Here is a 21,673-nt window from a genome sequence, read left to right on the forward strand (position 1 = left end):
AAGAACGGAAGAAGACCGATGAATGATATGACGCCAATTGCGAAGACCAGCCCGAAGGACTGGGAGACCGACCAGGAGGTGCGCTGGTGCCCGGGGTGCGGCGACTACGCGATCCTCAAGGCGGTGCAGCGCACCATGCCGGAGATCGGCGCGCGGCCCGAGAACACCGTGTTCGTCAGCGGCATCGGCTGCTCGTCGCGCTTCCCTTATTATATGGAGACGTACGGCTTCCACACCATCCATGGCCGTGCGCCGGCGGTGGCGACGGGGGTGAAGCTGGCCAATCCCGATCTCGACGTGTGGATCATCACCGGCGACGGCGATGCGCTGTCGATCGGCGGCAACCACACCATGCACCTGATCCGCCGCAACCTCGATTGCCAGGTGCTGCTGTTCAACAACGAGATTTACGGCCTGACCAAGGGGCAATATTCGCCGACCAGCCATGTCGGCACGCGCAGCCCCTCGACCCCGTTCGGCTCGCTCGACCGGCCGCTGACGCCGTGCGCGTTCGTGCTCGGATCGGGCGCGCGCTTCGTCGCGCGGGCGATCGACGTGAACAAGAACCTGCCGGCGGTGCTCAAGGCGGCCTATGCCCATAAGGGCACGGGCTTTGTCGAGATCTTCCAGAACTGCATCGTCTATAATGACGATGTGTTTGCGCCCTTCACCGAGAAGGCCAATGCGGCCGGCAGCCAGCTCTGGGTCGAGCAGGGCAAGCCCCTGCTGTTCGCTGGCGGTACCAAGGGTTTGACGCTCGATCCCGAGAAGCTGGTGCTGAAGGTGGTCGATGTGGTGGATGGCGACTGGGCGGCGGCGCATGTCATCGTGCACGACCAGACCAACCGCGCGGTCGCGCATATGCTGGTCGAAATGCCGTTCGGGGCGTTCCCGATGGCGCTGGGCGTCATCTATGACGATCCGGCCCCGACCTTCGAGAGCGCGGTCGTGGCGCAGAACGCTCAGGCCAGCAGCGGCAAGACGCCGAATCTGCAGAAACTCCTCTCGCAGGGCCAGACCTGGCAGGTCGAGAAGCAGCCGCACACGATGTAGGCGGGCGGAGGCCGGCAATGACGTTCGTCGTCACGGATGCGTGCATCCGGTGCAAATTCATGGATTGCGTCCAGGTCTGTCCCGTGGAGGCGTTCCGCGAGGGCGAGAATATGCTCGTGATCGATCCGAACGAGTGCATCGATTGCAATCTCTGCCTGCCGGAATGCCCGGCCGATGCCATCCTGCCGGATATCGAAAGCGGTGCGACGGCCTGGATCGAGCTGAACAAGACCTATGCGGGGCTATGGCCGGTGGTGTCGCGCAAGCTCAACCAGATGCCGGATGACGCCGAGGCGTTCAACGGCGTGGCGGGCAAGTTCGAGGCGTATTTCTCGGCCGAGCCCGGGAAGGGCGACTAGTCGCTGCCGTCAGGTTTCTTACTCCAATATTAGTGGTTTAGGTGACAGTCCTGAGATAGCATCGCTGATGTCCTGCGTCGAAAGGTCAGGCAGGGCTTCGATCAGCGCACCGAGCGCCGATACGTCGTGAACGCGCCTATGCGTGGAAGTGTGCGCTGACGGCCGCAAAAAATGCGCGATGACGAATCGCTTTTCCCGCACCCTCTCCGGGTGCATGAGCCGCGTGATGAACGCATCAGCGCCGAACAGAGGCCGTCGCTTCGGGGCGCGCGGGAGACCGGCGACCGGTCGGGTCGACCGGCTGCTGGCCCCCTTTGCGAGCGTCTTCCACCGCCTGCTCGATCGGATCGACCAGGGCCTCGAGGCCGGATCGATCGAGGCCTCGCTGCCCGACGGGACCGATCGCATTCTCGGCGGGCGCGCCGACGGGCCGGTCGCCATCGTCGAGATCGCGAGTTGGCGGGCGCTGATCCGGCTGGCGATGGGCGGATCGGCCGGCTGGTATGTCGCCTGGTCGCTCGGCGAATGGCGCAGCCCCGATCCGGTGCCGCTGTTCGACCTGTTCATGCGCAACCGCCGCCCGCTCGGCGAGGCGGGGCGGTCGCGCGGGCCGATGCGGGCGGTGCGGCGGCTGTGGCACGCGCTGCGCCGCAACCATCGCAGCGGGGCGCGGCGGAACATCGAGTTCCATTACGATCTGGGCAACGACTTCTACGGCCTGTGGCTCGACCCGGGCATGACTTATTCGAGCGCGCTGTTCGATGAGCCGATCTCGGCGGCGCAATCGCTCGAAGACGCGCAGGCGACGAAGCTTCGCGCCGTCCTCGATCGCACCGCGACCAAGCCCGGCGACACCATCCTGGAGATCGGGTGCGGCTGGGGCTCTTTCGCCGAGATTGCGGCGGGGGCAGGGGTGAAGGTGCATGGCATCACCCTGTCCGCCGAGCAGAAACGCGCGGTCGAGGCGCGCATGGCGGCGGCGAGGTTGGACGGCGTCACCGTCTCGCTGACCGATTACCGCGACGTGACGGGACACTATGACGCAGTTGCCAGCATCGAGATGGTCGAGGCAGTCGGCGAGGAATTTTGGCCGGCCTATCTGCAGGCGATCGCGCGGGCGCTGAAGCCGGGCGGGCGCGCCGCGATCCAGTATATCGCGATCGATGATGCGATCTTCCACGCCTATGCGAGCAACGTCGATTTCATCCAGCGTTTCGTCTTCCCCGGTGGCATGCTGCTGTCGGAAAGCCGTTTCCGCGCGATCGCCGAGGCTGAGGGGCTGGCGTGGCATGACCAGCGCAATTTCGGGCCTCACTATGCGGAGACGCTGAAGCGCTGGCGTGCGGCGTTCGACGTGGCGGTGGCGGCGGGTCGTCTGCCCGCGGAATTCGATCGCCATTTCGTCGATCTGTGGCGATATTATCTGATGTATTGCGAGGGCGGGTTCAGAGGCGGCGGGATCCATGTCGCCCAGGTCACGCTGATCAAGAGGGGATGAGAATGAAACGGCAGTTGTTCGGCGCGCTCGCGCTGGCGGGCGTCGCGATGATTCCGATGCAGGGCTTCGGCCAGGCCCAGCCTGCGGCCGAGGCGACCCAGCGTCAGGTCGGGGCGGAGGTGCTGTTCTGGTCGCAGGCGCAGCGGGATTCGAACTTCCCGGCGATGGAGAAGGTCTTTCCGGGCAACGTCATCAAGGCGGATCCGGCCAAGCTTCGCGCACTGCCGGCGGGCAAGCCGCTGCCCATGGCGGCGGCGGATGTGGATGCGTTCATGACCTCGATGAACGTCGCGGGCCTGATCGTCCTGCAGGACGGCAAGGTGCGGCTGGAACGCTATGCGCGGGGGTTCTCCGCGGAGGGGCGCTGGACCAGCTTCTCGGTCGCCAAATCCTTCACCTCGACCCTGGTCGGCGCGGCGATCAAGGACGGCTTCATCACGTCGCTCGACGATCCGGTGACCCGCTACATCCCCGATCTGGCGGGAAGCGGCTATGACGGGGTGACCGTCGCTCAGCTCCTGACGATGACGTCGGGCGTCAAATGGAACGAGGACTATACCGATCCCAAATCCGACGTGGCGCGGATGTTCCTTGAGCCGGTGCCGGCTGGCGTCGACCCCACCGTGTTCTTCATGCGCAAGCTGCCGCGCGAGACGGCGCCGGGCACGAAATGGGTTTACAAGACCGGCGAGACCAACCTGATCGGCGTGCTGGTGCGCCGGGCGACGGGCAAGACGCTCGCCGCCTATGCCGAGGAGAAGATCTGGAAGCCCGCCGGCCTGGAGCGCGACGGGTTCTGGATGAAGGACCAGACCGGCGCCGAGGTCAGCGGCTGCTGCCTGTCGGTGTCGCTGCGCGATTATGCGCGTTTCGGGCAGTTCGCGCTGGAGGGCGGCAAGGGTGTGGTGGCGCCGGGCTGGTTCGCCGAGGCGACCAGGGCGCATGCGGAAGTGGCGCCGGGCGGCTATGGTTATGGCTATCAATGGTGGACCTATCCCGAGGGGCGCTACGGCGCGCAGGGGATTTTCGGGCAGATGATCACGATCGATCCGTCGAAGAAGCTGGTGATCGCGATGGTCAGCGCCGCGCCCAAGGCGAGCGAGCGGTCGCTGACCCTGGCGCGACTGGCGTTTTTCGAGAAGCTGATGGCGGCGGCGAAGTGAGCATGTCCCCTCCCGCAAGCGGGAGGGGAGAAGGTCAGTCGATCCGTTCGAAATGGCCGTTATCGAAATCGCCGGCGATCAGCGCGACGAGGCGATCGGCCACGACTTCCGGGGCCTTCACCGAGGCAGGATCCTCACCCGGATAGGCGCGCTCGCGCATCTTGGTCCGGGTCGCGCCCGGGTCGACGATGGCGACGCGGATGCTGCTGATATGCTCCATCTCGTCGCCGTACGCGCCGACCAGCGTCTCGAACGCTGCCTTGGAGGCACCGTACAGGCCCCAATAGGCGCGCGGGGTGCGGCCGACGCTCGAGGTGATGCCGATCACCCGGGCACGCTTCGACTTGCGCAGCATCGGGTCGAACGCGGTGATCAGCGCGGCCTGAGCGCTGACATTGAGGGTCAGGACGGTCGCCAGTTCCTTGGGGTCGATCGCGGGGACGGCGGCGAGGCTGCCCAGGGTCGCGGCGTTCATCACCATGATGTCGAGCTGCGGCCAGCGTTCGCCGATCGCGGCACCGAGGCGGGCGATGCTGTCGGTCTCGGTCAGGTCGAGCGGGGCGATGGTCGCGCTGCCGCCGGCGTCGAAGATCTCCGTCTCGACCTGCTCGAGGTCCTTGGCGGTGCGCGCGGTGATGACGACATGCGCGCCGGCCGCCGCCAGGGCCTTGGCGGTCGCGGCGCCGATGCCGCGGCTGGCGCCGGTCACGAGGGCGATCTGGTTGGCGAGGGGCTTGTCGGTCATGCTCGTCTCTCTTCGTCACCGGTCCGCACACACGGACGCGGCGGCGCTTGCACCACGGTGGATGCCGGAACAAGTCCGGCATGACGGGTTTTGCTAGATCACGCGCTCCGCGAGGAGGGCGAACTGGTCGACCGAGGCGACTTCGTCCTGGTCGGTCAAGGTCGTCGGGTAATCCCCGGTGAAGCACGCGTCGCAGTGGCTCGGACGGATATCGGCGCGGCAGGGTTCGCCAAGTGCCTTGTACAGGCCGTCGATCGAGACGAACGCCAGGCTGTCGGCCTGGATATAGGTGTTCATCTCTTCGATGTTCTTGGTCGCCGCGAGCAGCTTGGCCCGCTCCGGCGTGTCGACGCCGTAGAAGCAGCTGTGCCGGGTCGGCGGGCTGGCGATGCGCATATGCACCTCCGCCGCGCCGGCCTCGCGCATCATCTGCACGATCTTGAGGCTGGTCGTGCCGCGCACGATCGAATCGTCGATCAGCACGATGCGCTGGCCCTTGATCAGCGCGCGATTGGCATTGTGCTTCAGCTTCACGCCGAGATGGCGGACCTTGTCGCCCGGCTGGATGAAGGTGCGGCCGACATAATGCGAGCGGATGATGCCGAGCTCGAACGGGATGCCGGACTGCTGGGCATAGCCCAGTGCCGCGGGCGTGCCCGAATCGGGCACCGGGATGATCAGGTCGGCATCGACCGGGCTCTCGATCGCGAGCTGCGCACCGATCGCCTTGCGCACGGTATAGACGCTGCGGTCGTCCGAGATCGAATCGGGGCGCGAGAAATAGACATATTCGAAGATGCACGGGCGCGGGGAGACCGGCGCGAAGGGGCGGTGCGAGCTGATCTCGGTACCGCGCACGATGACCAGTTCGCCAGGCTCGATCGAGCGGACATATTCGGCGCCGACCACGTCGAGCGCCACGGTCTCAGAGGCAAAGATCACGGCGCCGTCGAGCGTGCCCATCACCAGCGGGCGGATGCCGAGCGGATCGCGGCAGGCGATCATGCCCTCCGGGGTCATCACGATCAGCGAATAGGCGCCCTCGACCCGCTTCAGCGCATCGATGAACTTGTCGACGAAGGTCCGGTAGCTCGAGGTCGCGACGAGATGGATGATCGTCTCGGTATCCGAGGTCGACTGGAAGATCGAGCCGCGCTGAACGAGGTCGCGGCGCAGGCGCATCGCGTTGGAAATATTGCCGTTATGCGCGATCGCGAAACCGCCCGAGGCGAGGTCGGCATAGAGTGGCTGCACGTTGCGCAGTGCCGTCTCGCCGGTTGTCGAGTAACGGACATGGCCGCAGGCGACTGTGCCGCGCAGCGCGCCAATGATGTCGTCGCGGTCGAAATTGCCGGCGACATGGCCCATCGCACGGTGGGTGTGGAATTCGGCGCCGTCGAAGCTGGTGATGCCAGCCGCCTCCTGGCCGCGGTGCTGCAGCGCATGGAGTCCGAGCGCCACGAGGGCGGCTGCGCCCTCGCTGCCGGATACGCCAAAAATGCCGCACTCTTCGCGCAGCTTGTCGTCATCAAATGGATTCGTTGTAAGCATGGCGCCCTTCGGGGGGTAGCGTCGCCCGCCATATAGGGGCGGCTTTCGGCTTTGTCGCGCTTTTGTCACATGGATTGATCGCCAACCGTCGCATTGGCGGTTTTGCGTGGGTCGCGCTAAGCGTCGTGCATGCCTGATTCCCGCGATACCGGCCTTGTGCTCGACCCGAAATACGATGCCGCCGGACTGATCACCGCCGTGGCGACTGATCGCACCACAGGCGAGGTGCTGATGCTCGCCCATATGAATGCCGAGGCGCTCGCCGCCACGGTGGAGACGAAGGAGGCGCATTTCTGGTCGCGCAGCCGCGGGCGGCTCTGGAAAAAGGGCGAATCCTCGGGCCATGTGCTGCGAGTCGCGGATATCAGGATCGATTGCGACCAGGACGCGGTGTGGCTGATCGTCGATGCCGCGGGCCCGGCCTGCCATACCGGCGAGCGCAGCTGCTTCTATCGCCGGATCGACGGCGACCGACTCGCGACGGCCGAATGAAGCGCGGGTCGGCGCTGGCGCTGTTGTTGCTCGTCGCCGGTTGCGGGAGGGATGAGCCGAAGCCGGCCGCCAATGCGACCGCCGCGACGGGACTCGAGGCCGCCGCGATCGAGGCTGGGGTGATTCCCGACCCCAACAACACCGATATCACCGGCCTTTATGCGCGCGACACCGACCGGGTTTGCATTGTGCCGAGCGCCACCGCGTACCGTGTCGGCGTGTTCGTCGACTATGGCGACAAGGTGAGTTGCGGCGGCTCCGGCACGATCACGCGGGCGGGCGAGAAGCTCCAGCTCGAATTCGACGGCGTGGAGGGTTGCAGCTTCGAGGCGCGATTCGAGGGGGACCGGATCGTGTTTCCGGGCACTTTGCCCAATGCCTGCCAGAAGCTTTGCGCCCAGCGTGCCTCGATGGCCGCGCTCGACGTGACCCGGTTGAGCGAGTCGGTTTCGGAAGCCTCGACCCTGCGCGACGGCAAGGGCAAGCTGCTCTGCAACAGCGGCGGATGAGCTTGACGTTCACGTAAACGGCACTTAATTTGCCGACATGTCGACAGCCGCTGCCCCCATTGCTGCCCAAGTCGCCGCCTATGCCGCGATCGAACGGCATCCCGACCGCGATCATTTCTCGATCTCCGACCTGTCGGCCGAGTTCGGCGTGACGGCGCGGGCTCTCAGATTCTACGAGGATGAAGGGCTGATCGCCCCCGAACGGCGCGGCACCGCCCGAATCTACTCCCAGCGGGATCGGGCGCGGCTGGCCTGGATTCTGCGCGGCAAGCGCGTAGGCTTCAGCCTCGCCGAGATCCGCGAGATGATCGACCTCTACGATATCGGCGATGGCCGGCAGGTGCAGCGCGCGGTCACGATCGATCGCTGCCGCCAGCGCGTGTCGCTGCTGACGTCACAGAAGCAGGATATCGATGCGGCGATCGACGAACTGAACGATTTCATCACCCTGCTCGAAACCCATGGCGCGCAAGGCCGCCTGAAGGACTGATATCATGCCGCAATATACCCCGCCCGTGCGCGACACGCGCTTCATCCTGGAGCATGTGGTCGGCCTCGATCGCTATGCGAACCTGCCGGGCTTCGCCAACGCGACGCCCGATGTGGTCGATGCGGTGCTCGACGAGGGCGGGCGGTTCGTGGCGGAGGTGCTGTTTCCGCTGAACCAGTCGGGCGACCTTGAAGGCTGCACCCGTCATGAGGACGGCTCGGTGACGACGCCCAAGGGCTTCAAGCAGGCCTATGACAAGTTCGTCGAATCGGGCTGGGGCACACTATCCGCGCCGGCCGCGTTCGGCGGGCAGGAAATGCCGCACGTCGTCTCGACCGCGTTCCAGGAATATATGATCTCCTCGAACATGGCGTTTGCCATGTATCCGGGCCTCACGCATGGCGCGATCGCCGCGCTGCTGGTCAAGGGCACCGACGAGCAGAAGGCGAAATACGTCCCCCATATGGTCTCGGGCAAATGGGGCGGGACGATGAACCTGACCGAGCCGCAATGCGGCACCGATCTCGGCCTGATCCGCACCCGCGCCGAGCCGCAGCCGGGGGGGGCCTATTCGATCACCGGCACGAAGATCTTCATCTCGTCGGGCGAGCATGACCTGACCGAGAACATCATCCATCTCGTCCTGGCCAAGACGCCGGGCGCGCCGGAAAGCTCGAAGGGCATTTCGCTGTTCGTGGTGCCGAAATTTCTCGTCAATGACGACGGATCGCTCGGCGAGCGCAATGCCGTGACGTGCGGCTCGATCGAGCACAAGATGGGCATCCACGCCAATTCGACCTGCGTGATGAACTATGACGGTGCCACCGGCTGGCTGGTCGGCGAGGAGATGAAAGGCCTCGCCGCGATGTTCATCATGATGAACGCGGCGCGCCTCGGCGTCGGTCTGCAGGGCCTTGGCGTTGCCGAGACCGCCTACCAGAATGCCGTCCAGTACGCGCATGACCGCCGCCAGGGCCGTTCGCTCACGGGTGCCAAGGATCCGCAGGAAAAGGCCGACACGCTGTTCGTCCATCCGGACATCCGCCGCATGCTGATGGATGCCAAGGCGCTGACCGAAGGCCTGCGCGCCTTGTGCCTGTGGGGCGCGCTCCAGGTCGATCTCGAACATGCCGCCGGGAACGAGGAGGAGCGCCAGCTCGCCGAGGACCTGATCGGGCTGCTGACCCCGGTCATCAAGGGCTATGGTACCGACAAGGGGTACGAGATCGCGACCAACGCGCAGCAGGTTTATGGCGGCCATGGCTACATCGCCGAATGGGGCATGGAGCAATATGTCCGCGATGCCCGCATCTCGATGATCTATGAGGGCACCAACGGCATCCAGGCGATGGACCTGGTCGGCCGCAAGCTCGCCATGAATGGCGGCCGGGCGGTGCAGGCCTTCTTCAAGGTTGTCGGCGAGGATGTGGCGGCCGGCAAGGCCGACCCTGCCACTGCCGACTTCGCGGCGCGCCTGGAAAAGGCCAATGGCGAGTTGCAGCAGGCGACGGTCTGGTTCCTCCAGAACGGCATGCAGAACCCCGACAATGTCGGCGCCGGCGCTCAGCCCTATCTGCACCTGATGGGCATCGTCGCGGTCGGGCTGATGTGGCTGCGCATGGCCTCGGCCGCCGCGAAGCTGAAGGCGGCGGGGGAGGGCGATGCCGCGTTCCTCGACGCGAAGCTGGTGACCGCGCGCTATTTCGCCGAGCGGATCATGCCCGATGCCGGTGCGCTCCGCCGCAAGATCGAGGGCGGGGCCGAAGCGCTGATGACCCTGCCGCCCGAGATGTTCGTGGCGGCGTGATCGGCTAGTGCACTGCTGGCGGCTGCGTAGCGGGCGCCGGCGGTGCCGTGGCAGGTTTGACCGGCGGCGGGGTGGTTTCTGCCCTCCGCCGCACGCCCGACAGCTCCGGTACCGGCCTGATCGTCGTCGTCACCGGCGGCGGCATGACCCTGGTCGTGCCGGCCAGGCTTTCCAGCTTGAAACTGTCGACCTGGCGCGCGACCGGCACCAGCACCTGCAACTTCATGCACTGGGTGAAATCGGGCCGCTTGAACTCGGTGCAGTTCCACAGCGCCTTGTCGTAGCTGCGGGACTTGTCGCGGAGATAGCTGAACGACATCGCCGCGATCTGGGTCGGCTGAAGCGGCAGCGCGCCCGGCGTCTTGGCCTTGCTGGTCCAGCCCATGACCTTGCAATAAGGCCGGTCGCCGCAAGTGCGCGCGGCGAGCAGCGCATAGGCATCGGGCGGCATGCGCGGATCGAGCGTCAACAGGAAGCTGTTGGCATCCGTGGTCAGCGCAGGCGGCAATGTGGCGCCGGCCGCAGCCGCCTCGGCGATGGTGGCTGACGCATCGACCAGTGCGGCGCCGGTCTTGTGGGCATCCGAATAGAGCGCGAGCTGGGTGATCACGGGTTCTTCGGATGAGACGTGCCGATTGAACGCTGGCGGCGTGCCCCACCATCCGGTCCAGCGGAAGAACAGGTGCGTGCGGACCGCAGCGATCTTGTCGAGGCTCGATTGCCAATAGGGCACGACCCAGTCGGTATGATAATGGGTCGCATAGCCGACCGGTTTGTAGACCGCACCGGACAGCGCGAGCGTGGCGGTTTCTCGCGCGCGTACCCAGGCGGCGTCCGACCAGCGATGCCGCACCAGTGCGCCGTCGCAGGTGAAGGTGAACTGGCACCCGGTCACGCGCTCGGCCCCCTGGAACACCACGCCGCAGATCGTCTTGGGAAAGGCCGGATGGCGCGCCCGGTTGATCACGACCTGCGCCACCGAGCGTTGGCCGAGCGTATCGTCGCCCGCCTCATAGAGCACGCCGGCGGCAAGGCAGTCGATCGCCCGGGCGCGCTCCTCGTCGGTGCCGACGAACTTGAAGGGTCGCGCCGCCGGGTTGGGGCCGGTCGAGAAGGGCACCGACGCGTTGAAGGCGCGGGCATCGTCGGGGGCCAGGTTCTGGAACGCGACCGGCTCGACCGGGGGCAGTTCCGCCTTGGGCACGACGCGCTGCGGCAGCCGCTTGACGACGTGATGGGGCACGACCGGCGGCGCGTTGCGGACGATCAGCGCCGGTGCCGCAATCGCGGTGATCGCGACCAGCAACAGCAGGAGGTTCAGTCCTAAACCGGGATTGCCCGGCGGGGCGGAGGGCTGGGGCATGGGCGAAGAAGTTTCAGCGATGAAGGGAGCGGCGCGGAAGGGAGGTCAAGAGCGGCTCCTGGCGACGGTAAGGAGGGGGCCTTTACCTCAGAACGCTTCGGATGCGAAATGGTTCGCGGGAGTCTCTAAGAGGGACAGCGGCACGTCCGGCCGGAGCAACGGCTGGGCTCGCCGGACAAGCAGTGGAGTCCGAGTCGCGGGTCGGCGGTACGTGCGATGCCGCCCCGATCTGGCGGACGACGATGGTCGCCCGAGCACGCTGAAAGCTGTGATCGCGCCGCCGGTCGCGAACGGCCGCGCATCGCGCTTTCACGGGCGGGCGGCCGGATCGTCGTTGAGGTCTGCTAGATCGAGGACCGTTCGCCACAGGCCCCGATTGCGCCGGCTACACCGGCGGCGGCGTCGCACGTCGGGGAACCGATACCGTCGCGAGGCAATCGCTGCCACCGCGACGGCGGCACATTATTCCGGCCAGAATCCCGTGGCTTCGCACAGGTCCCATCGATCGGCGGCCTTGATGCTGCAGGCCTGATCGCCCCTGGCGCAGCGCCGGAATTCCGTCTGGTAATGCTTGTAGCAGCTCTTCGGAGCGATAGCGGCCGGCAGGCTGACCTTGGCGGGAATCGGGATCACCGTCGCCACGGCGACGGCGGGAATGGGTTTCGGCACCTCCCGCGTCGCGGTGGCGGCCGCTGCCGCGCCCTCGCCATGCTGCCCGAAGATCATCGGCCAAACCAGAAACAGCGCCAGCATCACACTGACGCAAATCATCGCCCTGCGCATTGTCCCACCCCTCGCAACGCCCCCGCGTCGACCATCTAAATATAGCCGAAACGGATGGTTTGCGCGAGATTAACTTTCGGGGAGGAAGTCCGGCACGGAGAGGTAGCGCTCGCCGGTATCATAGTTGAATCCGAGCACGCGCGTGCCGCTGGGTAGCTCGGGCAGCTTCTGCTGGATCGCGGCCAGGGTCGCGCCCGAGCTGATGCCGACCAGCATGCCTTCCTCGCGCGCGGCGCGGCGGGCCATGTCCTTCGCGGCTCCCGCATCGACCTCGATCGCGCCGTCGATCGCCTGGGTATGGAGGTTGGCCGGAATGAAGCCGGCGCCGATGCCCTGGATCGGGTGAGGCCCAGGCTGGCCGCCCGAGATGACGGGCGAGGCCTGGGGTTCGACCGCATAGACCTTCAAATGCGGCCATTCCTTCTTCAGCGTCTCGGCGACGCCGGTGATATGGCCGCCGGTGCCGACGCCGGTGATGATCACGTCGATCGGCGAATCGCGAAAGTCGTTCAGAATCTCCTGCGCCGTCGTGCGCACATGGACGTCGATATTGGCCGGATTCTCGAACTGCTGCGGCATCCAGCTGTTCGGCGTCTGCGAGACGAGTTCGAGTGCTCGCTCGATCGCGCCCTTCATGCCCTTTTCGCGCGGAGTCAGATCGAAGGTCGCGCCATACGCAAGCATCAGGCGGCGGCGCTCGAGCGACATGCTCTCGGGCATGACGAGCACGAGCTTGTAGCCCTTCACCGCGGCGACCATCGCCAGACCGACACCGGTATTGCCGCTGGTCGGCTCGATGATCGTGCCGCCGGGCTTGAGATCGCCGGACTTCTCGGCCGCCTCGATCATGCTGAGCGCGATACGGTCCTTGATCGAGCCGCCGGGATTCGCCCGCTCGGACTTGATCCATACCTCGGCGCCAGGGAACAGCTTCTGCACGCGGATGTGCGGGGTGTTGCCGATCGTCTCGAGGATCGTGTTGGCTTTCATCGTGCGGCCTCCATCTCAATATCTGCGGCGTCTTGCGGCGTCGCGGGTGGATCGAATGTCCGCGCGTTGCGGATGTTCGGGAATAGATAGGTCCACAGGATCGTGACGACAATCGCCCCGCCGCCGCCAATCAGCACTGCACCGACCGGGCCAACCGCCCAAGCGAGGAAGCCGGATTCGGCCTCGCCCAGTTCGTTCGAAGCGGAAATGGTGAGCTGCGAAGCGGCACCGACCCGGCCGCGCATCCCGTCCGGGGTGTAGAGCTGGATTAGCGACTGGCGGATATAGACCGAGAACATGTCGGCCGCGCCGGCGATGGCAAGCGCGATCAGGCTGAGCGGCATCGAAGTCGACAGGCCGAAGACTACGGTGGCCGAACCATAGATGAGCACCGACCCGAGCATTTTCGGTCCGACGTTGGTCTTGAGCGGGCGGAACGAGAAGAACAGCGCTACGAGGCCCGCGCCGACTGCCGGCGCCCCGGTAAGGGCGCCCAGCGCTTGCGGACCGACCTTCAGGATATCGTGTGCATAGATTGGCAGAAGCGCACTGGTGCCGGCCAGGAATACGGCGAACAGATCCAGCGTGATGGTACCAAGGATCATTTTGTTCTGCCAGACATAGGCAACCCCCTCGACGATCTGGCGTAGCGGATGCGCGGTGCTGATGGCGATCGTGCGAGGCACGCCGCCAATCATGAAGACGCAGACCAGCGCCACGCCAAACAGCCCGGTCGCGAGGAAATAGGGCGCTGACGGGGCGAACGAATAGGCCAAGCCGCCGCTTGCATGGCCGATGATCGTGCCGACCTGCCAGGAGATGGAACTGAGCGCGATTGCGGTCGGCAAGACTTCCTTCGGCACGAGGTTGGGCGCCAACGCGGAGAAGGCAGGGCCGGCAAAGGCGCGGCCGAGGCCGAGCAGCACCGCGACCGAAAACAGCACCGGCAGTGTCATCCAGCCTTCATAGGTCGCCATGGCGAGAATGAGGGCGCAAAGCACCTGCAGCGAGACGGTGCCGCGGGCGATCCAGCGGCGATCGAATCGGTCGGCAAACCAGCCCGTGAGCGGCGTCGTCACAAAGAGCGGGACGAACTGCAACAGCCCGATCAGGCCGAGCTGTGCCGCGGCACCCGCCGGAGACATGGTTTCGCGGGCGATGGTGTAAGTCTGCCAGCCGATCACGATGATCATGCCGTTCTGCGCCAGCGTCATGCAAAAGCGGGCTGCCCAATAAGCGCGGAAATTGGCGATGCGGAACGGATGGGGGGACGAATCCATTGCGGCGGGCTTTAAGCCCCCGATCCTTGGCGGAGCAATCGCCGATTGCTTGGGGGCGTGAAACTTCTCATGTCTCCGCGTGATCGATGTTGTGCTCGGACGATTGATGTCCGGGACGAAACGCGCCTATAGGCTCGCCGTCCTCCCCTACGGAAACGAGGTTTCCCTCACGTGGCCAAAGCCCCTGCTGCTCGCAAAGCCGAGCCCCTGACGCCCAATCGCGAGCGTCCCGACGAACCCAAGCCCTACAAGGCGTCCAAGGAAGAGCTGCTCGACTTCTACAAGCAGATGCTGCTCATCCGCCGCTTCGAGGAGAAGGCGGGCCAGCTCTACGGCCTCGGCCTGATCGGCGGTTTCTGCCATCTCTATATCGGTCAGGAAGCCGTCGCGGTCGGCCTGCAGTCCGCGCTGACCGACAAGGACAGCGTGATCACCGGCTACCGCGACCATGGCCATATGCTGTTGTGCGGGATCCCGCCGCAGGACGTGATGGCCGAGCTCACGGGGCGCCAGGCCGGCATCTCGAAGGGCAAGGGCGGCTCGATGCACATGTTCAGCGTCGAACATAAATTCTACGGCGGCCACGGCATCGTCGGTGCGCAGGTTTCGCTCGGCACCGGGCTTGGCTTCAGCCACAAATACAAGGGCGATGGCGGCGTATGCCTCGCCTATTTCGGCGACGGCGCCTCGAATCAGGGCCAGGTGTACGAGAGCTTCAACATGGCCGAGCTGTGGAAGCTGCCGGTCATCTACGTCATCGAGAACAACCAGTACGCCATGGGCACGAGCGTCAACCGCTCCTCGTCCGAGGACCAGCTCTACCGCCGCGGCGAGAGCTTCCGCATCCCCGGCATCCAGGTCGACGGCATGGACGTGCTGGCCTGCCGCGGCGCGGCCGAAGAGGCTTTGGCCTGGGTTCGTGCGGGCAAGGGGCCGATCATCCTCGAGATGAAGACATACCGGTATCGCGGCCATTCGATGTCCGACCCGGCCAAGTATCGCAGCCGCGAGGAGGTTCAGGCCGTTCGCGACAAGTCCGATCCGATCGAGCATGTGAAGAAGCTGCTCGAGGAGTTCGGCGCGAAGGAAGACGAATTCAAGAAGGTCGATCAGGAGATCCGCAAGGTCGTGAACGAAGCCGCCGATTTCGCCGAACAGACGCCTGAACCGGAGCCAGCCGAGCTCTACACCGACGTGCTGGTGGAGAAATACTGATGGCGATCGAGATCAAGATGCCGGCGCTTTCCCCGACGATGGAGGAAGGCACGCTCGCCAAATGGCTCGTCAAGGAAGGCGACACGGTCAAGTCCGGCGACATCATGGCCGAGATCGAAACCGACAAGGCGACGATGGAATTCGAAGCCGTCGACGAAGGCACGATCGGGAAGATCCTGGTCGCCGAGGGCACGGATAACGTGAAGGTCGGCACCGTCATCGCGACCTTGAACGCCGAGGGTGAAGAGGCTTCGACTGCCGCGCCCGCTCCGGCCGCCGAAAAGGCGCCGGTGGAGCAGAAGGCCGAGGCGGTGCCCGATCCGAAGCAGGTCGAGACCGGTGCGCGCCAGATGTACGAAGCGGCGAGGAATGACGGCCCGACCGATCCGGCGATTCCGGCTGGCACGGAGATGGTCAAGCTGACGCTGCGCGAGGCGCTGCGTGACGCGATGGCCGAGGAAATGCGCAAGGACGACCGAGTCTTCGTCATGGGCGAGGAAGTCGCGCAATATCAGGGCGCCTACAAGGTCACCCAGGGGCTGCTCGACGAGTTCGGCGACAAGCGTGTGATCGACACGCCGATCACCGAATATGGCTTTGCCGGCGTCGGCACGGGCGCGGCGATGGGCGGTCTTCGCCCGATCGTCGAGTTCATGACCTTCAACTTCGCGATGCAGGCGATCGACCACATCATCAACTCGGCCGCGAAGACCAATTACATGTCGGGCGGCCAGATGCGCTGCCCGATCGTGTTCCGCGGGCCGAACGGCGCCGCGTCGCGCGTGGGTGCGCAGCATTCGCAGAATTACGGTCCCTGGTACGCCAGCGTGCCGGGCCTGATCGTGATCGCGCCCTATGACGCGGCGGATGCCAAGGGCTTGCTCAAGGCAGCGATCCGCAGCGAGGATCCGGTCGTGTTCCTCGAGAACGAGCTGCTCTATGGCCGCACGTTCGAGGTGCCGGCGCTCGACGATTATGTCCTGCCGATCGGCAAGGCGCGGATCATGCGCGAAGGCAAGGACGTGACGATCGTCAGCTATTCGATCGGCGTTGGCCTGGCGCTCGAAGCCGCCGAGACGCTGGCGGGCGAGGGCGTGGACGCCGAGGTGATCGACCTGCGCACCTTGCGGCCGCTCGACAAGGAAGCGGTGCTCAAGAGCCTCAAAAAGACCAACCGCATGGTGGTGGTCGAAGAGGGCTGGGCGACCTGCTCGATCAGCTCCGAGATCGTCGCGATCGCGATGGAGGAAGGGTTCGACGACCTCGACGCGCCGGTGCTGCGCGTGACCAACGAGGATGTGCCGCTGCCCTATGCCGCCAATCTCGAGAAGCTGGCGCTGATCAACGCCGACAAGATCGTCGCGGCGGCGAAGAAGGTGACGTACCGGGGCTGACGCCCCGGTCATCACTTTGGTGGCGGCCCGGGCCGGGTGCCGCGCGTCCTTGTCCTTTTGCCGCGCTCGGCTTTCGAGCGGTGCAGGACATAGGCGACCAGGCCTGCCCAAAGCAGCAGCATGATGACGAACGTGATCAGCGGTTCGGTGCGCATCAGGGCTCTCCGGCGCGCGGGACGGGTGATCGTGTGTGCTGGCAAGCCTGTCCGGATCGGCAAAAGGGCGGGGTGGCGAACACGGCCGCTCCTTGCCATGGCGGCCCCATAAGGTTCGAGGGCCGAAAATGCCGCAGCGCGTTAATTTTCCATAAGGATGCGCGCAGCGCTGCCGCGCATCGCACCGCGAAAACCGAGGCGATACAGGCAAATACGGAGTGTCGTGGCTTTGCGTGCGCCGGCTGCAAACCAAATTGACAATGCTGCGCTGCGGGAGCAATCGCCCCGTTGTCGGCGACTCGCCGGCGGTCAGGAACCAAACGCAATGCCAAGCGACAGTAGTCGATTGTCCGCGCCGTCGAAGGCGCCTGGCCGAGCCTGATCCCTCAGTCTCGTTGCCGGGTGCCCGCAGGCGGCGCCCCGACGAGGTGAGATATGAACAATACGCCCCAGACCGGCCTGGGTGCGGCTGCCTTGGCGCGCTTCTGGCGCGGCACGGCAACACCAGGTTGGGCCGACGCCATCGCCTTGCTGTTGCTCGGCGGCATCGCGGTACTCGTGATCCGTGGCGCCGGCGGCATGGCCGAGCCGCTGTCGCACCTGCGCCTCGCGCCGGTGACGCTCGATCCCGCGAACCTGCCGACCTATGCGTTGCGGACGACGCTGCGCATGTTCGCGGCGCTCGGCGCATCGCTGGTCTTCACCTTCGTCGTCGCGACCCTCGCCGCCAAGAGCCGCCGTGCCGAAATGGTGATCGTGCCCGCGCTCGACATCCTCCAGTCGGTGCCGGTGCTGGGTTTCCTCACCTTCACGGTCACCTTCTTCATGGGCCTGTTCCCGGGGCGCGAACTAGGTGTCGAACTGGCCGCGATCTTCGCGATCTTCACCAGCCAGGCCTGGAACATGGCGTTCAGTTTCTATCAGTCGCTGCGATCGGTGCCGACCGACCTGGAGGAGGTGTCACGCGGCTTCTCGCTCTCGCCGTGGCGGCGCTTCATCCGGCTCGACCTGCCCTTCGCCACGCCGGCCTTGGTGTGGAATGCGATGATGTCGATGTCGGGCGGCTGGTTCTTCGTCGTCGCCTCCGAGGCGATCAGCGTCGGCGACACCAGGATCATGCTGCCGGGGATCGGGTCCTGGCTCGCGCTCGCGATCGACGCGCAGGATTTCCGCGCGGTCGCCTGGGCGGTTGGCGCGATGGCATTGGTCATCCTGATCTACGACCAGCTCGTCTTCCGGCCGGTCGTGGCCTGGGCCGACCGTTTCCGGTTCGAGCAGACCGCGGCCCAGACCGCGCCGCGGTCCTGGGCATATGACCTGTTCCGCCGGGCGAGATTGCTGCCGGTGCTGTTCTCGCCGCTGACCGGTCTCGGGCGGATCCTGATGGCGCTCGATCGTCGGCCCGGCCGGCGCCCGAAGGTCAGGATCGACACCGCGCCGGGCCGTCTCGGCCAGGTCCTGTGGGTTTCGGCGCTCGCGGTCGCGCTCGCGAGCGCCGCCTGGCTGGTCATCGGCTATGTCGCCCGCAACCTGGCATGGGACGACATGGTTGCCGCGTTCGGCTTCGGCTTGGTCACCATGCTGCGGGTGCTCGTCCTGATCGCGTTCGCCAGCCTGGTCTGGGTGCCGATCGGCGTGTGGATCGGGTTGCGTCCGCGCTGGGCGGAGCGCCTGCAGCCGGTCGCGCAGTTCCTGGCGGCTTTCCCCGCCAACGTGCTGTTTCCCTTCGCGGTGATCGCGATCGTCCATTGGCATCTGAACGCCGATATCTGGCTGTCGCCGCTGATGGTGCTCGGCACCCAATGGTACATCCTGTTCAACGTGATCGCGGGCGCGAGCGCGATCCCCAACGATCTGCGCGAGGCGGCCGGCATGTTCGGCGTCCGGCGCTGGCAATGGTGGCGGCAGCTCGCGATCCCGGGGATCTTTCCCTATTATGTCACGGGCGCACTGACCGCGTCGGGCGGGTCCTGGAATGCGAGCATCGTCGCCGAGGCGGTTTCCTGGGGCAGCCAGCGGCTCGAGGCGACCGGCCTCGGGGCCTATATCGCCAAGGCGACCGCCGCCGGCGACTATCCGCGCGTGACCCTTGGCATCGCGGTGATGTCGATCTTCGTCATCGGCTTCAACCGGCTGCTCTGGCGACCGCTCTATCGCTACGCCGACCGCCGCCTGCGGCTGGGCTGATCTTCCCCCGACCCTGAACTTCCCCGGACCAGGAGCTGTACCATGGCCACCATCCTCGCACGTCCCCCCGTTTCGCCGGCGCTCGTCACGGTCGAGCATCTGCGCCATCGCTATGGCAAGACCGGCGGCGGCCTGCTCGTGCTCGACGATGTCGACCTCACGCTGCACGAGAATGAGGTCGTCGGACTGCTCGGCCGTTCGGGATCGGGCAAGTCGACCTTGCTGCGCTCGATCGCTGGGCTGATCCGGCCTGACGAAGGGACCATTGCCTTCGTGCCGGAAGCCGGCGGCGCGGCGCCGACGGTGAGCATGGTGTTCCAGACCTTCGCGCTGTTTCCTTGGCTCACCGTCCTGCAGAATGTCGAGCTGGGGCTGGAGGCGCAGCGCGTGCCTGCCGCCGAACGGCGGACCCGGGCGCTTGCCGCGATCGACCTGATCGGCCTCGACGGCTTCGAGAATGCCTATCCCAAGGAATTGTCGGGCGGGATGCGCCAGCGCGTCGGCCTGGCGCGCGCGATCGTGGTCAATCCGTCGCTGCTGCTGATGGACGAACCCTTCTCCGCGCTCGACGTGCTGACCGCCGAGACGCTGCGCACCGATCTGCTCGATCTGTGGGCGGAGGGGCGGATGCCGATCAAGTCGATCCTGATCGTCACCCACAATATCGAGGAAGCGGTGCTGATGTGCGACCGCATCCTGGTCTTTTCGTCCAATCCGGGGCGGGTCGCGGCGGAGATCAGGGTCGATCTGCCGCAGCCGCGCGACCGGCTCGACCCTTCCTTCCGGGCGCTGGTGGACGACATCTATGCGCGGATGACCGCGCGTGCCGCGGTCGAGCCAGCGCGCGACGGCGTGTTCCCGGGCACCGGCATCGCCATGGCCCTGCCGGTCGTCTCGACCAATGCGCTGGCCGGCCTGATCGAGGAGGTCGATGCCACGCCGTTCGACGGACGCGCGAGCATGGCGGATCTCGCCGACCAGTTACAGCTTGAGATCGACGAGCTGTTCCCGATGGCGGAGACGCTCCAGCTCATGCGCTTCGCCGATCTGTCGGGCGGCGACGTGACGCTCACGCCCGCCGCGCGCCGCTACGCCGTGTCCGACGTCGATCAGCGCAAGGCGATGGTCGCGCACGCGCTTCTCGCTCACGTACCGCTTGCCCAGCATATCCGCCGAATCCTCGACGAGCGCGCCAGCCATACCGCGCCGGCGCGGCGCTTCCGCGATGAGCTGGAGGATCATATGTCCCCCGATTATGCGACGGAGACACTCCGTGCCGTCACCCATTGGGGCCGCTACGCCGAAATCTTCGCCTATGACGAGGATGCCGATCAGTTCAGCCTGGACGATCCCAGCTGATGCGGGGCCGAGGCAAAGCGGTCAGCAGCTCGCCACCGTTGCACCGGCGGTATTGTAGACCGTGGTCAGGTCGCGCCGGTCGCGGACCGCCATCGAGGCGATCTCGGTGAAGGTCGTCGTCGGGGCGAGCGTGCCGCGGCCGACCAGCGGGACATAAGTGTAGAACACCTCGACGAACATCGTCGCATTGCCGCTCTGCGCCGTCACCTGGCGGCCGGTGGGGCCGATGCCGGTCAGGTTGGTCGTGCCCGAGGTGGTTGGATATTGCCGGGCATAGCTGGTCTTCAGGCCGTAGCAGCGCCGCCAGCCGATCTTGTACTTGCCGGCATTGGCCGGATCCTCTTCGAGATCGGAGAGGATGACTCGGCCGTTGGTGTTGAGATCGAGCTCGCCCGACTGCATCTGCGCACCGGTGAACAGGTCGTTGATGTCGGTCTCGGTGATCGTCTTGGCCGAGAGCTGGCTGCCATTGCCCATGCGCGCCGCGTCGTCGGCGATGTGCAGCGCGAGCTGGCTGATGCGCATCTTGGCGGTGATATAGTTGGTCATCTCCGCCCCGGTGAGCGCCATGGTCAGGAACACCGGCAGGATGAACGCGAATTCGAGCAGCGCGAGGCCGCTCCTGTCGTCGCGGAGCCGCATTGCGGTGCTGGTCAAGCGCGCAATCATGTACAATTCCTCACGGTCGATGCACCGTAGCTGCCCTGATCCGAATAAGGCTGGTTCGCCAGGACGGTCGCGGCGCTGATGCGGGTCGTGTTCGACCCGCCGATGATCCGATAGAGCGGGAAATAGCGCGGATAGCTCATGCTGACGGTATAGACGGCCTTGTCCTTCGCGCCGCCCTGGCCGCCATCGCCGCCATCGGCATCCCAGACACTGTTGTTGTTGGCATCCTGATAAGGCTCGTTCGCGTCGCACGTGCCGTTATGGTTGGTGTCGGTCCATGCCTCGGCCTGAGCCGCCGACGCGGTGGAGAAGGTGCGATAGTAGCGCCGGGTGATCGTGATGGTGGCATTGTTGGCGATCGCCTTGACCGATGCCCGCACCTTGTTGTCGAGCACCGTCTGCTGGGCGCTGGTCGTGCCCGTTTCGAGCGACGAATCGCGCGCCACCTTCTGCACGATGCCCTGCAGCACCGACCGCATATACAGCGAATGGGCGGTGTCGAACGCACCGAGCAGCAACAGACCCATGACAGGGGCGATCATCGCGAACTCGACGACCGTCGAGCCGCGCCGGTCAGCGGCGATATGCCGCAGCAAAGGGTGAGGCAAGGG

The 21,673-nt window shown here is 65.9% G+C and carries 21 protein-coding genes; 12 read left to right on the forward strand and 9 right to left on the reverse strand.

All coding sequences use genetic code 11. The features are described 5' to 3' along the window. Positions 1-18: 18 nt before the first annotated feature. The 4 genes from AC1RT8_RS00625 to AC1RT8_RS00640 all read left to right on the forward strand — a co-directional run bounded on the left by AC1RT8_RS00625 (position 19) and on the right by AC1RT8_RS00640 (position 4,073). A complete protein-coding gene (locus tag AC1RT8_RS00625) occupies positions 19-1,053 on the forward strand; it encodes a 2-oxoacid:ferredoxin oxidoreductase subunit beta (protein WP_493073118.1) in 1,035 nt (344 codons plus the stop codon). 17 nt (positions 1,054-1,070) lie between these two features. After that, on the forward strand, positions 1,071-1,412 hold the full coding sequence (gene fdxA / locus AC1RT8_RS00630; RefSeq protein ID WP_493073122.1) for a ferredoxin FdxA: 342 nt from the start codon (positions 1,071-1,073) through the stop codon (positions 1,410-1,412). Between the two features lie 226 nt (positions 1,413-1,638). Continuing rightward, complete coding sequence (locus AC1RT8_RS00635; RefSeq protein WP_493073125.1) at positions 1,639-2,910, forward strand: class I SAM-dependent methyltransferase; 1,272 nt, start codon at positions 1,639-1,641, stop codon at positions 2,908-2,910. Between the two features lie 2 nt (positions 2,911-2,912). Then, positions 2,913-4,073, forward strand: coding sequence for a serine hydrolase domain-containing protein (locus tag AC1RT8_RS00640; protein WP_493073129.1), 1,161 nt, complete (start codon positions 2,913-2,915; stop codon positions 4,071-4,073). A 34-nt stretch (positions 4,074-4,107) separates the two neighbouring features. Here the strand turns inward: AC1RT8_RS00640 and AC1RT8_RS00645 are convergent, their stop codons facing one another. Both AC1RT8_RS00645 and purF read right to left on the reverse strand, forming a co-directional pair. Continuing rightward, positions 4,108-4,818, reverse strand: coding sequence for an SDR family NAD(P)-dependent oxidoreductase (locus AC1RT8_RS00645; protein WP_493073134.1), 711 nt, complete (start codon positions 4,816-4,818; stop codon positions 4,108-4,110). Positions 4,819-4,911: 93 nt separating this feature from the next. Then, a complete protein-coding gene (gene purF / locus AC1RT8_RS00650) occupies positions 4,912-6,369 on the reverse strand; it encodes an amidophosphoribosyltransferase (protein ID WP_493073138.1) in 1,458 nt (485 codons plus the stop codon). 129 nt (positions 6,370-6,498) lie between these two features. On the opposite strand from purF, the gene hisI reads away from it, so the two are divergent. Genes hisI through AC1RT8_RS00670 form a run of 4 tightly spaced genes read left to right on the forward strand, consistent with a single transcriptional unit; the run spans position 6,499 to position 9,667 of the window. Continuing rightward, complete coding sequence (hisI, locus tag AC1RT8_RS00655; RefSeq protein ID WP_493073143.1) at positions 6,499-6,861, forward strand: phosphoribosyl-AMP cyclohydrolase; 363 nt, start codon at positions 6,499-6,501, stop codon at positions 6,859-6,861. Continuing rightward, positions 6,858-7,370, forward strand: coding sequence for a hypothetical protein (locus tag AC1RT8_RS00660; RefSeq protein ID WP_493073147.1), 513 nt, complete (start codon positions 6,858-6,860; stop codon positions 7,368-7,370). Before hisI ends, AC1RT8_RS00660 begins: the two co-directional genes overlap by 4 nt. 37 nt (positions 7,371-7,407) lie before the next feature. Continuing rightward, the gene (locus AC1RT8_RS00665) at positions 7,408-7,860 is read left to right on the forward strand and encodes a MerR family transcriptional regulator (RefSeq protein ID WP_493073151.1); all 453 of its coding nucleotides are present in this window, start codon (positions 7,408-7,410) and stop codon (positions 7,858-7,860) included. Between the two features lie 4 nt (positions 7,861-7,864). Next, positions 7,865-9,667, forward strand: a complete 1,803-nt coding sequence (locus tag AC1RT8_RS00670) for an acyl-CoA dehydrogenase C-terminal domain-containing protein (RefSeq protein ID WP_493073155.1) — start codon at positions 7,865-7,867, stop codon at positions 9,665-9,667. Between the two features lie 4 nt (positions 9,668-9,671). On the opposite strand, the gene AC1RT8_RS00675 is transcribed toward AC1RT8_RS00670, so the two are convergent. From AC1RT8_RS00675 to AC1RT8_RS00690, 4 genes are all read right to left on the reverse strand, one after another. Continuing rightward, positions 9,672-11,030 (reverse strand): cell wall hydrolase, encoded by a 1,359-nt coding sequence (locus AC1RT8_RS00675; protein WP_493073160.1) that lies wholly within the window; start codon positions 11,028-11,030, stop codon positions 9,672-9,674. A gap of 462 nt (positions 11,031-11,492) precedes the next feature. After that, positions 11,493-11,813: a hypothetical protein gene (locus AC1RT8_RS00680; protein WP_493073163.1), complete on the reverse strand. Its 321-nt coding sequence runs from the start codon at positions 11,811-11,813 to the stop codon at positions 11,493-11,495. Between the two features lie 69 nt (positions 11,814-11,882). Further along, on the reverse strand, positions 11,883-12,803 hold the full coding sequence (cysK, locus tag AC1RT8_RS00685) for a cysteine synthase A (RefSeq protein ID WP_493073166.1): 921 nt from the start codon (positions 12,801-12,803) through the stop codon (positions 11,883-11,885). Beyond that, a complete protein-coding gene (locus tag AC1RT8_RS00690) occupies positions 12,800-14,083 on the reverse strand; it encodes an MFS transporter (RefSeq protein ID WP_493073171.1) in 1,284 nt (427 codons plus the stop codon). Before AC1RT8_RS00690 ends, cysK begins: the two co-directional genes overlap by 4 nt. Before the next feature lie 171 nt (positions 14,084-14,254). On the opposite strand from AC1RT8_RS00690, the gene pdhA reads away from it, so the two are divergent. Both pdhA and AC1RT8_RS00700 read left to right on the forward strand, forming a co-directional pair. After that, positions 14,255-15,298, forward strand: a complete 1,044-nt coding sequence (gene pdhA / locus AC1RT8_RS00695) for a pyruvate dehydrogenase (acetyl-transferring) E1 component subunit alpha (protein WP_493073176.1) — start codon at positions 14,255-14,257, stop codon at positions 15,296-15,298. Further along, positions 15,298-16,692, forward strand: a complete 1,395-nt coding sequence (locus AC1RT8_RS00700; RefSeq protein ID WP_493073178.1) for a pyruvate dehydrogenase complex E1 component subunit beta — start codon at positions 15,298-15,300, stop codon at positions 16,690-16,692. Before pdhA ends, AC1RT8_RS00700 begins: the two co-directional genes overlap by 1 nt. Before the next feature lie 11 nt (positions 16,693-16,703). Here AC1RT8_RS00700 and AC1RT8_RS00705 read toward each other — a convergent pair whose 3' ends face one another. Further along, positions 16,704-16,847: a hypothetical protein gene (locus AC1RT8_RS00705; RefSeq protein ID WP_493073181.1), complete on the reverse strand. Its 144-nt coding sequence runs from the start codon at positions 16,845-16,847 to the stop codon at positions 16,704-16,706. A 435-nt stretch (positions 16,848-17,282) separates the two neighbouring features. Between AC1RT8_RS00705 and AC1RT8_RS00710 the strand changes: the two genes are divergently transcribed. Beyond that, positions 17,283-19,034, forward strand: a complete 1,752-nt coding sequence (locus tag AC1RT8_RS00710) for an ABC transporter permease (protein WP_493073185.1) — start codon at positions 17,283-17,285, stop codon at positions 19,032-19,034. Between the two features lie 42 nt (positions 19,035-19,076). Beyond that, entirely contained in the window at positions 19,077-20,393 is a 1,317-nt protein-coding gene (locus AC1RT8_RS00715; protein WP_493073190.1) for an ABC transporter ATP-binding protein, read from the forward strand. A 21-nt stretch (positions 20,394-20,414) separates the two neighbouring features. On the opposite strand, the gene AC1RT8_RS00720 is transcribed toward AC1RT8_RS00715, so the two are convergent. Both AC1RT8_RS00720 and AC1RT8_RS00725 read right to left on the reverse strand, forming a co-directional pair. Next, positions 20,415-21,062, reverse strand: a complete 648-nt coding sequence (locus AC1RT8_RS00720) for a TadE/TadG family type IV pilus assembly protein (protein ID WP_493073194.1) — start codon at positions 21,060-21,062, stop codon at positions 20,415-20,417. Continuing rightward, a complete protein-coding gene (locus tag AC1RT8_RS00725) occupies positions 21,059-21,658 on the reverse strand; it encodes a TadE/TadG family type IV pilus assembly protein (protein WP_493073198.1) in 600 nt (199 codons plus the stop codon). Before AC1RT8_RS00725 ends, AC1RT8_RS00720 begins: the two co-directional genes overlap by 4 nt. Between the last annotated feature and the right edge of the window lie 15 nt (positions 21,659-21,673).

The sequence above is a fragment of the Sphingomonas sp. GW821-FHT10F11 genome (assembly GCF_058809095.1).

Bases quoted from the DNA above. Each gene is read 5' to 3' on its own strand.
- cysK (WP_493073166.1), bottom strand. From the start codon at position 12,803: ATGAAAGCCAACACGATCCTCGAGACGATCGGCAACACCCCGCACATC.
- AC1RT8_RS00680 (WP_493073163.1), bottom strand. From the start codon at position 11,813: ATGCGCAGGGCGATGATTTGCGTCAGTGTGATGCTGGCGCTGTTTCTG.
- purF (WP_493073138.1), bottom strand. From the start codon at position 6,369: ATGCTTACAACGAATCCATTTGATGACGACAAGCTGCGCGAAGAGTGC.
- fdxA (WP_493073122.1), top strand. From the start codon at position 1,071: ATGACGTTCGTCGTCACGGATGCGTGCATCCGGTGCAAATTCATGGAT.
- AC1RT8_RS00625 (WP_493073118.1), top strand. From the start codon at position 19: ATGAATGATATGACGCCAATTGCGAAGACCAGCCCGAAGGACTGGGAG.
- AC1RT8_RS00690 (WP_493073171.1), bottom strand. From the start codon at position 14,083: ATGGATTCGTCCCCCCATCCGTTCCGCATCGCCAATTTCCGCGCTTAT.
- hisI (WP_493073143.1), top strand. From the start codon at position 6,499: ATGCCTGATTCCCGCGATACCGGCCTTGTGCTCGACCCGAAATACGAT.
- AC1RT8_RS00720 (WP_493073194.1), bottom strand. From the start codon at position 21,062: ATGATTGCGCGCTTGACCAGCACCGCAATGCGGCTCCGCGACGACAGG.
- AC1RT8_RS00635 (WP_493073125.1), top strand. From the start codon at position 1,639: ATGAACGCATCAGCGCCGAACAGAGGCCGTCGCTTCGGGGCGCGCGGG.
- AC1RT8_RS00715 (WP_493073190.1), top strand. From the start codon at position 19,077: ATGGCCACCATCCTCGCACGTCCCCCCGTTTCGCCGGCGCTCGTCACG.
- AC1RT8_RS00700 (WP_493073178.1), top strand. From the start codon at position 15,298: ATGGCGATCGAGATCAAGATGCCGGCGCTTTCCCCGACGATGGAGGAA.
- AC1RT8_RS00670 (WP_493073155.1), top strand. From the start codon at position 7,865: ATGCCGCAATATACCCCGCCCGTGCGCGACACGCGCTTCATCCTGGAG.
- AC1RT8_RS00645 (WP_493073134.1), bottom strand. From the start codon at position 4,818: ATGACCGACAAGCCCCTCGCCAACCAGATCGCCCTCGTGACCGGCGCC.
- AC1RT8_RS00665 (WP_493073151.1), top strand. From the start codon at position 7,408: ATGTCGACAGCCGCTGCCCCCATTGCTGCCCAAGTCGCCGCCTATGCC.
- AC1RT8_RS00660 (WP_493073147.1), top strand. From the start codon at position 6,858: ATGAAGCGCGGGTCGGCGCTGGCGCTGTTGTTGCTCGTCGCCGGTTGC.
- AC1RT8_RS00710 (WP_493073185.1), top strand. From the start codon at position 17,283: ATGAACAATACGCCCCAGACCGGCCTGGGTGCGGCTGCCTTGGCGCGC.
- AC1RT8_RS00640 (WP_493073129.1), top strand. From the start codon at position 2,913: ATGAAACGGCAGTTGTTCGGCGCGCTCGCGCTGGCGGGCGTCGCGATG.
- AC1RT8_RS00705 (WP_493073181.1), bottom strand. From the start codon at position 16,847: ATGCGCACCGAACCGCTGATCACGTTCGTCATCATGCTGCTGCTTTGG.
- AC1RT8_RS00675 (WP_493073160.1), bottom strand. From the start codon at position 11,030: ATGCCCCAGCCCTCCGCCCCGCCGGGCAATCCCGGTTTAGGACTGAAC.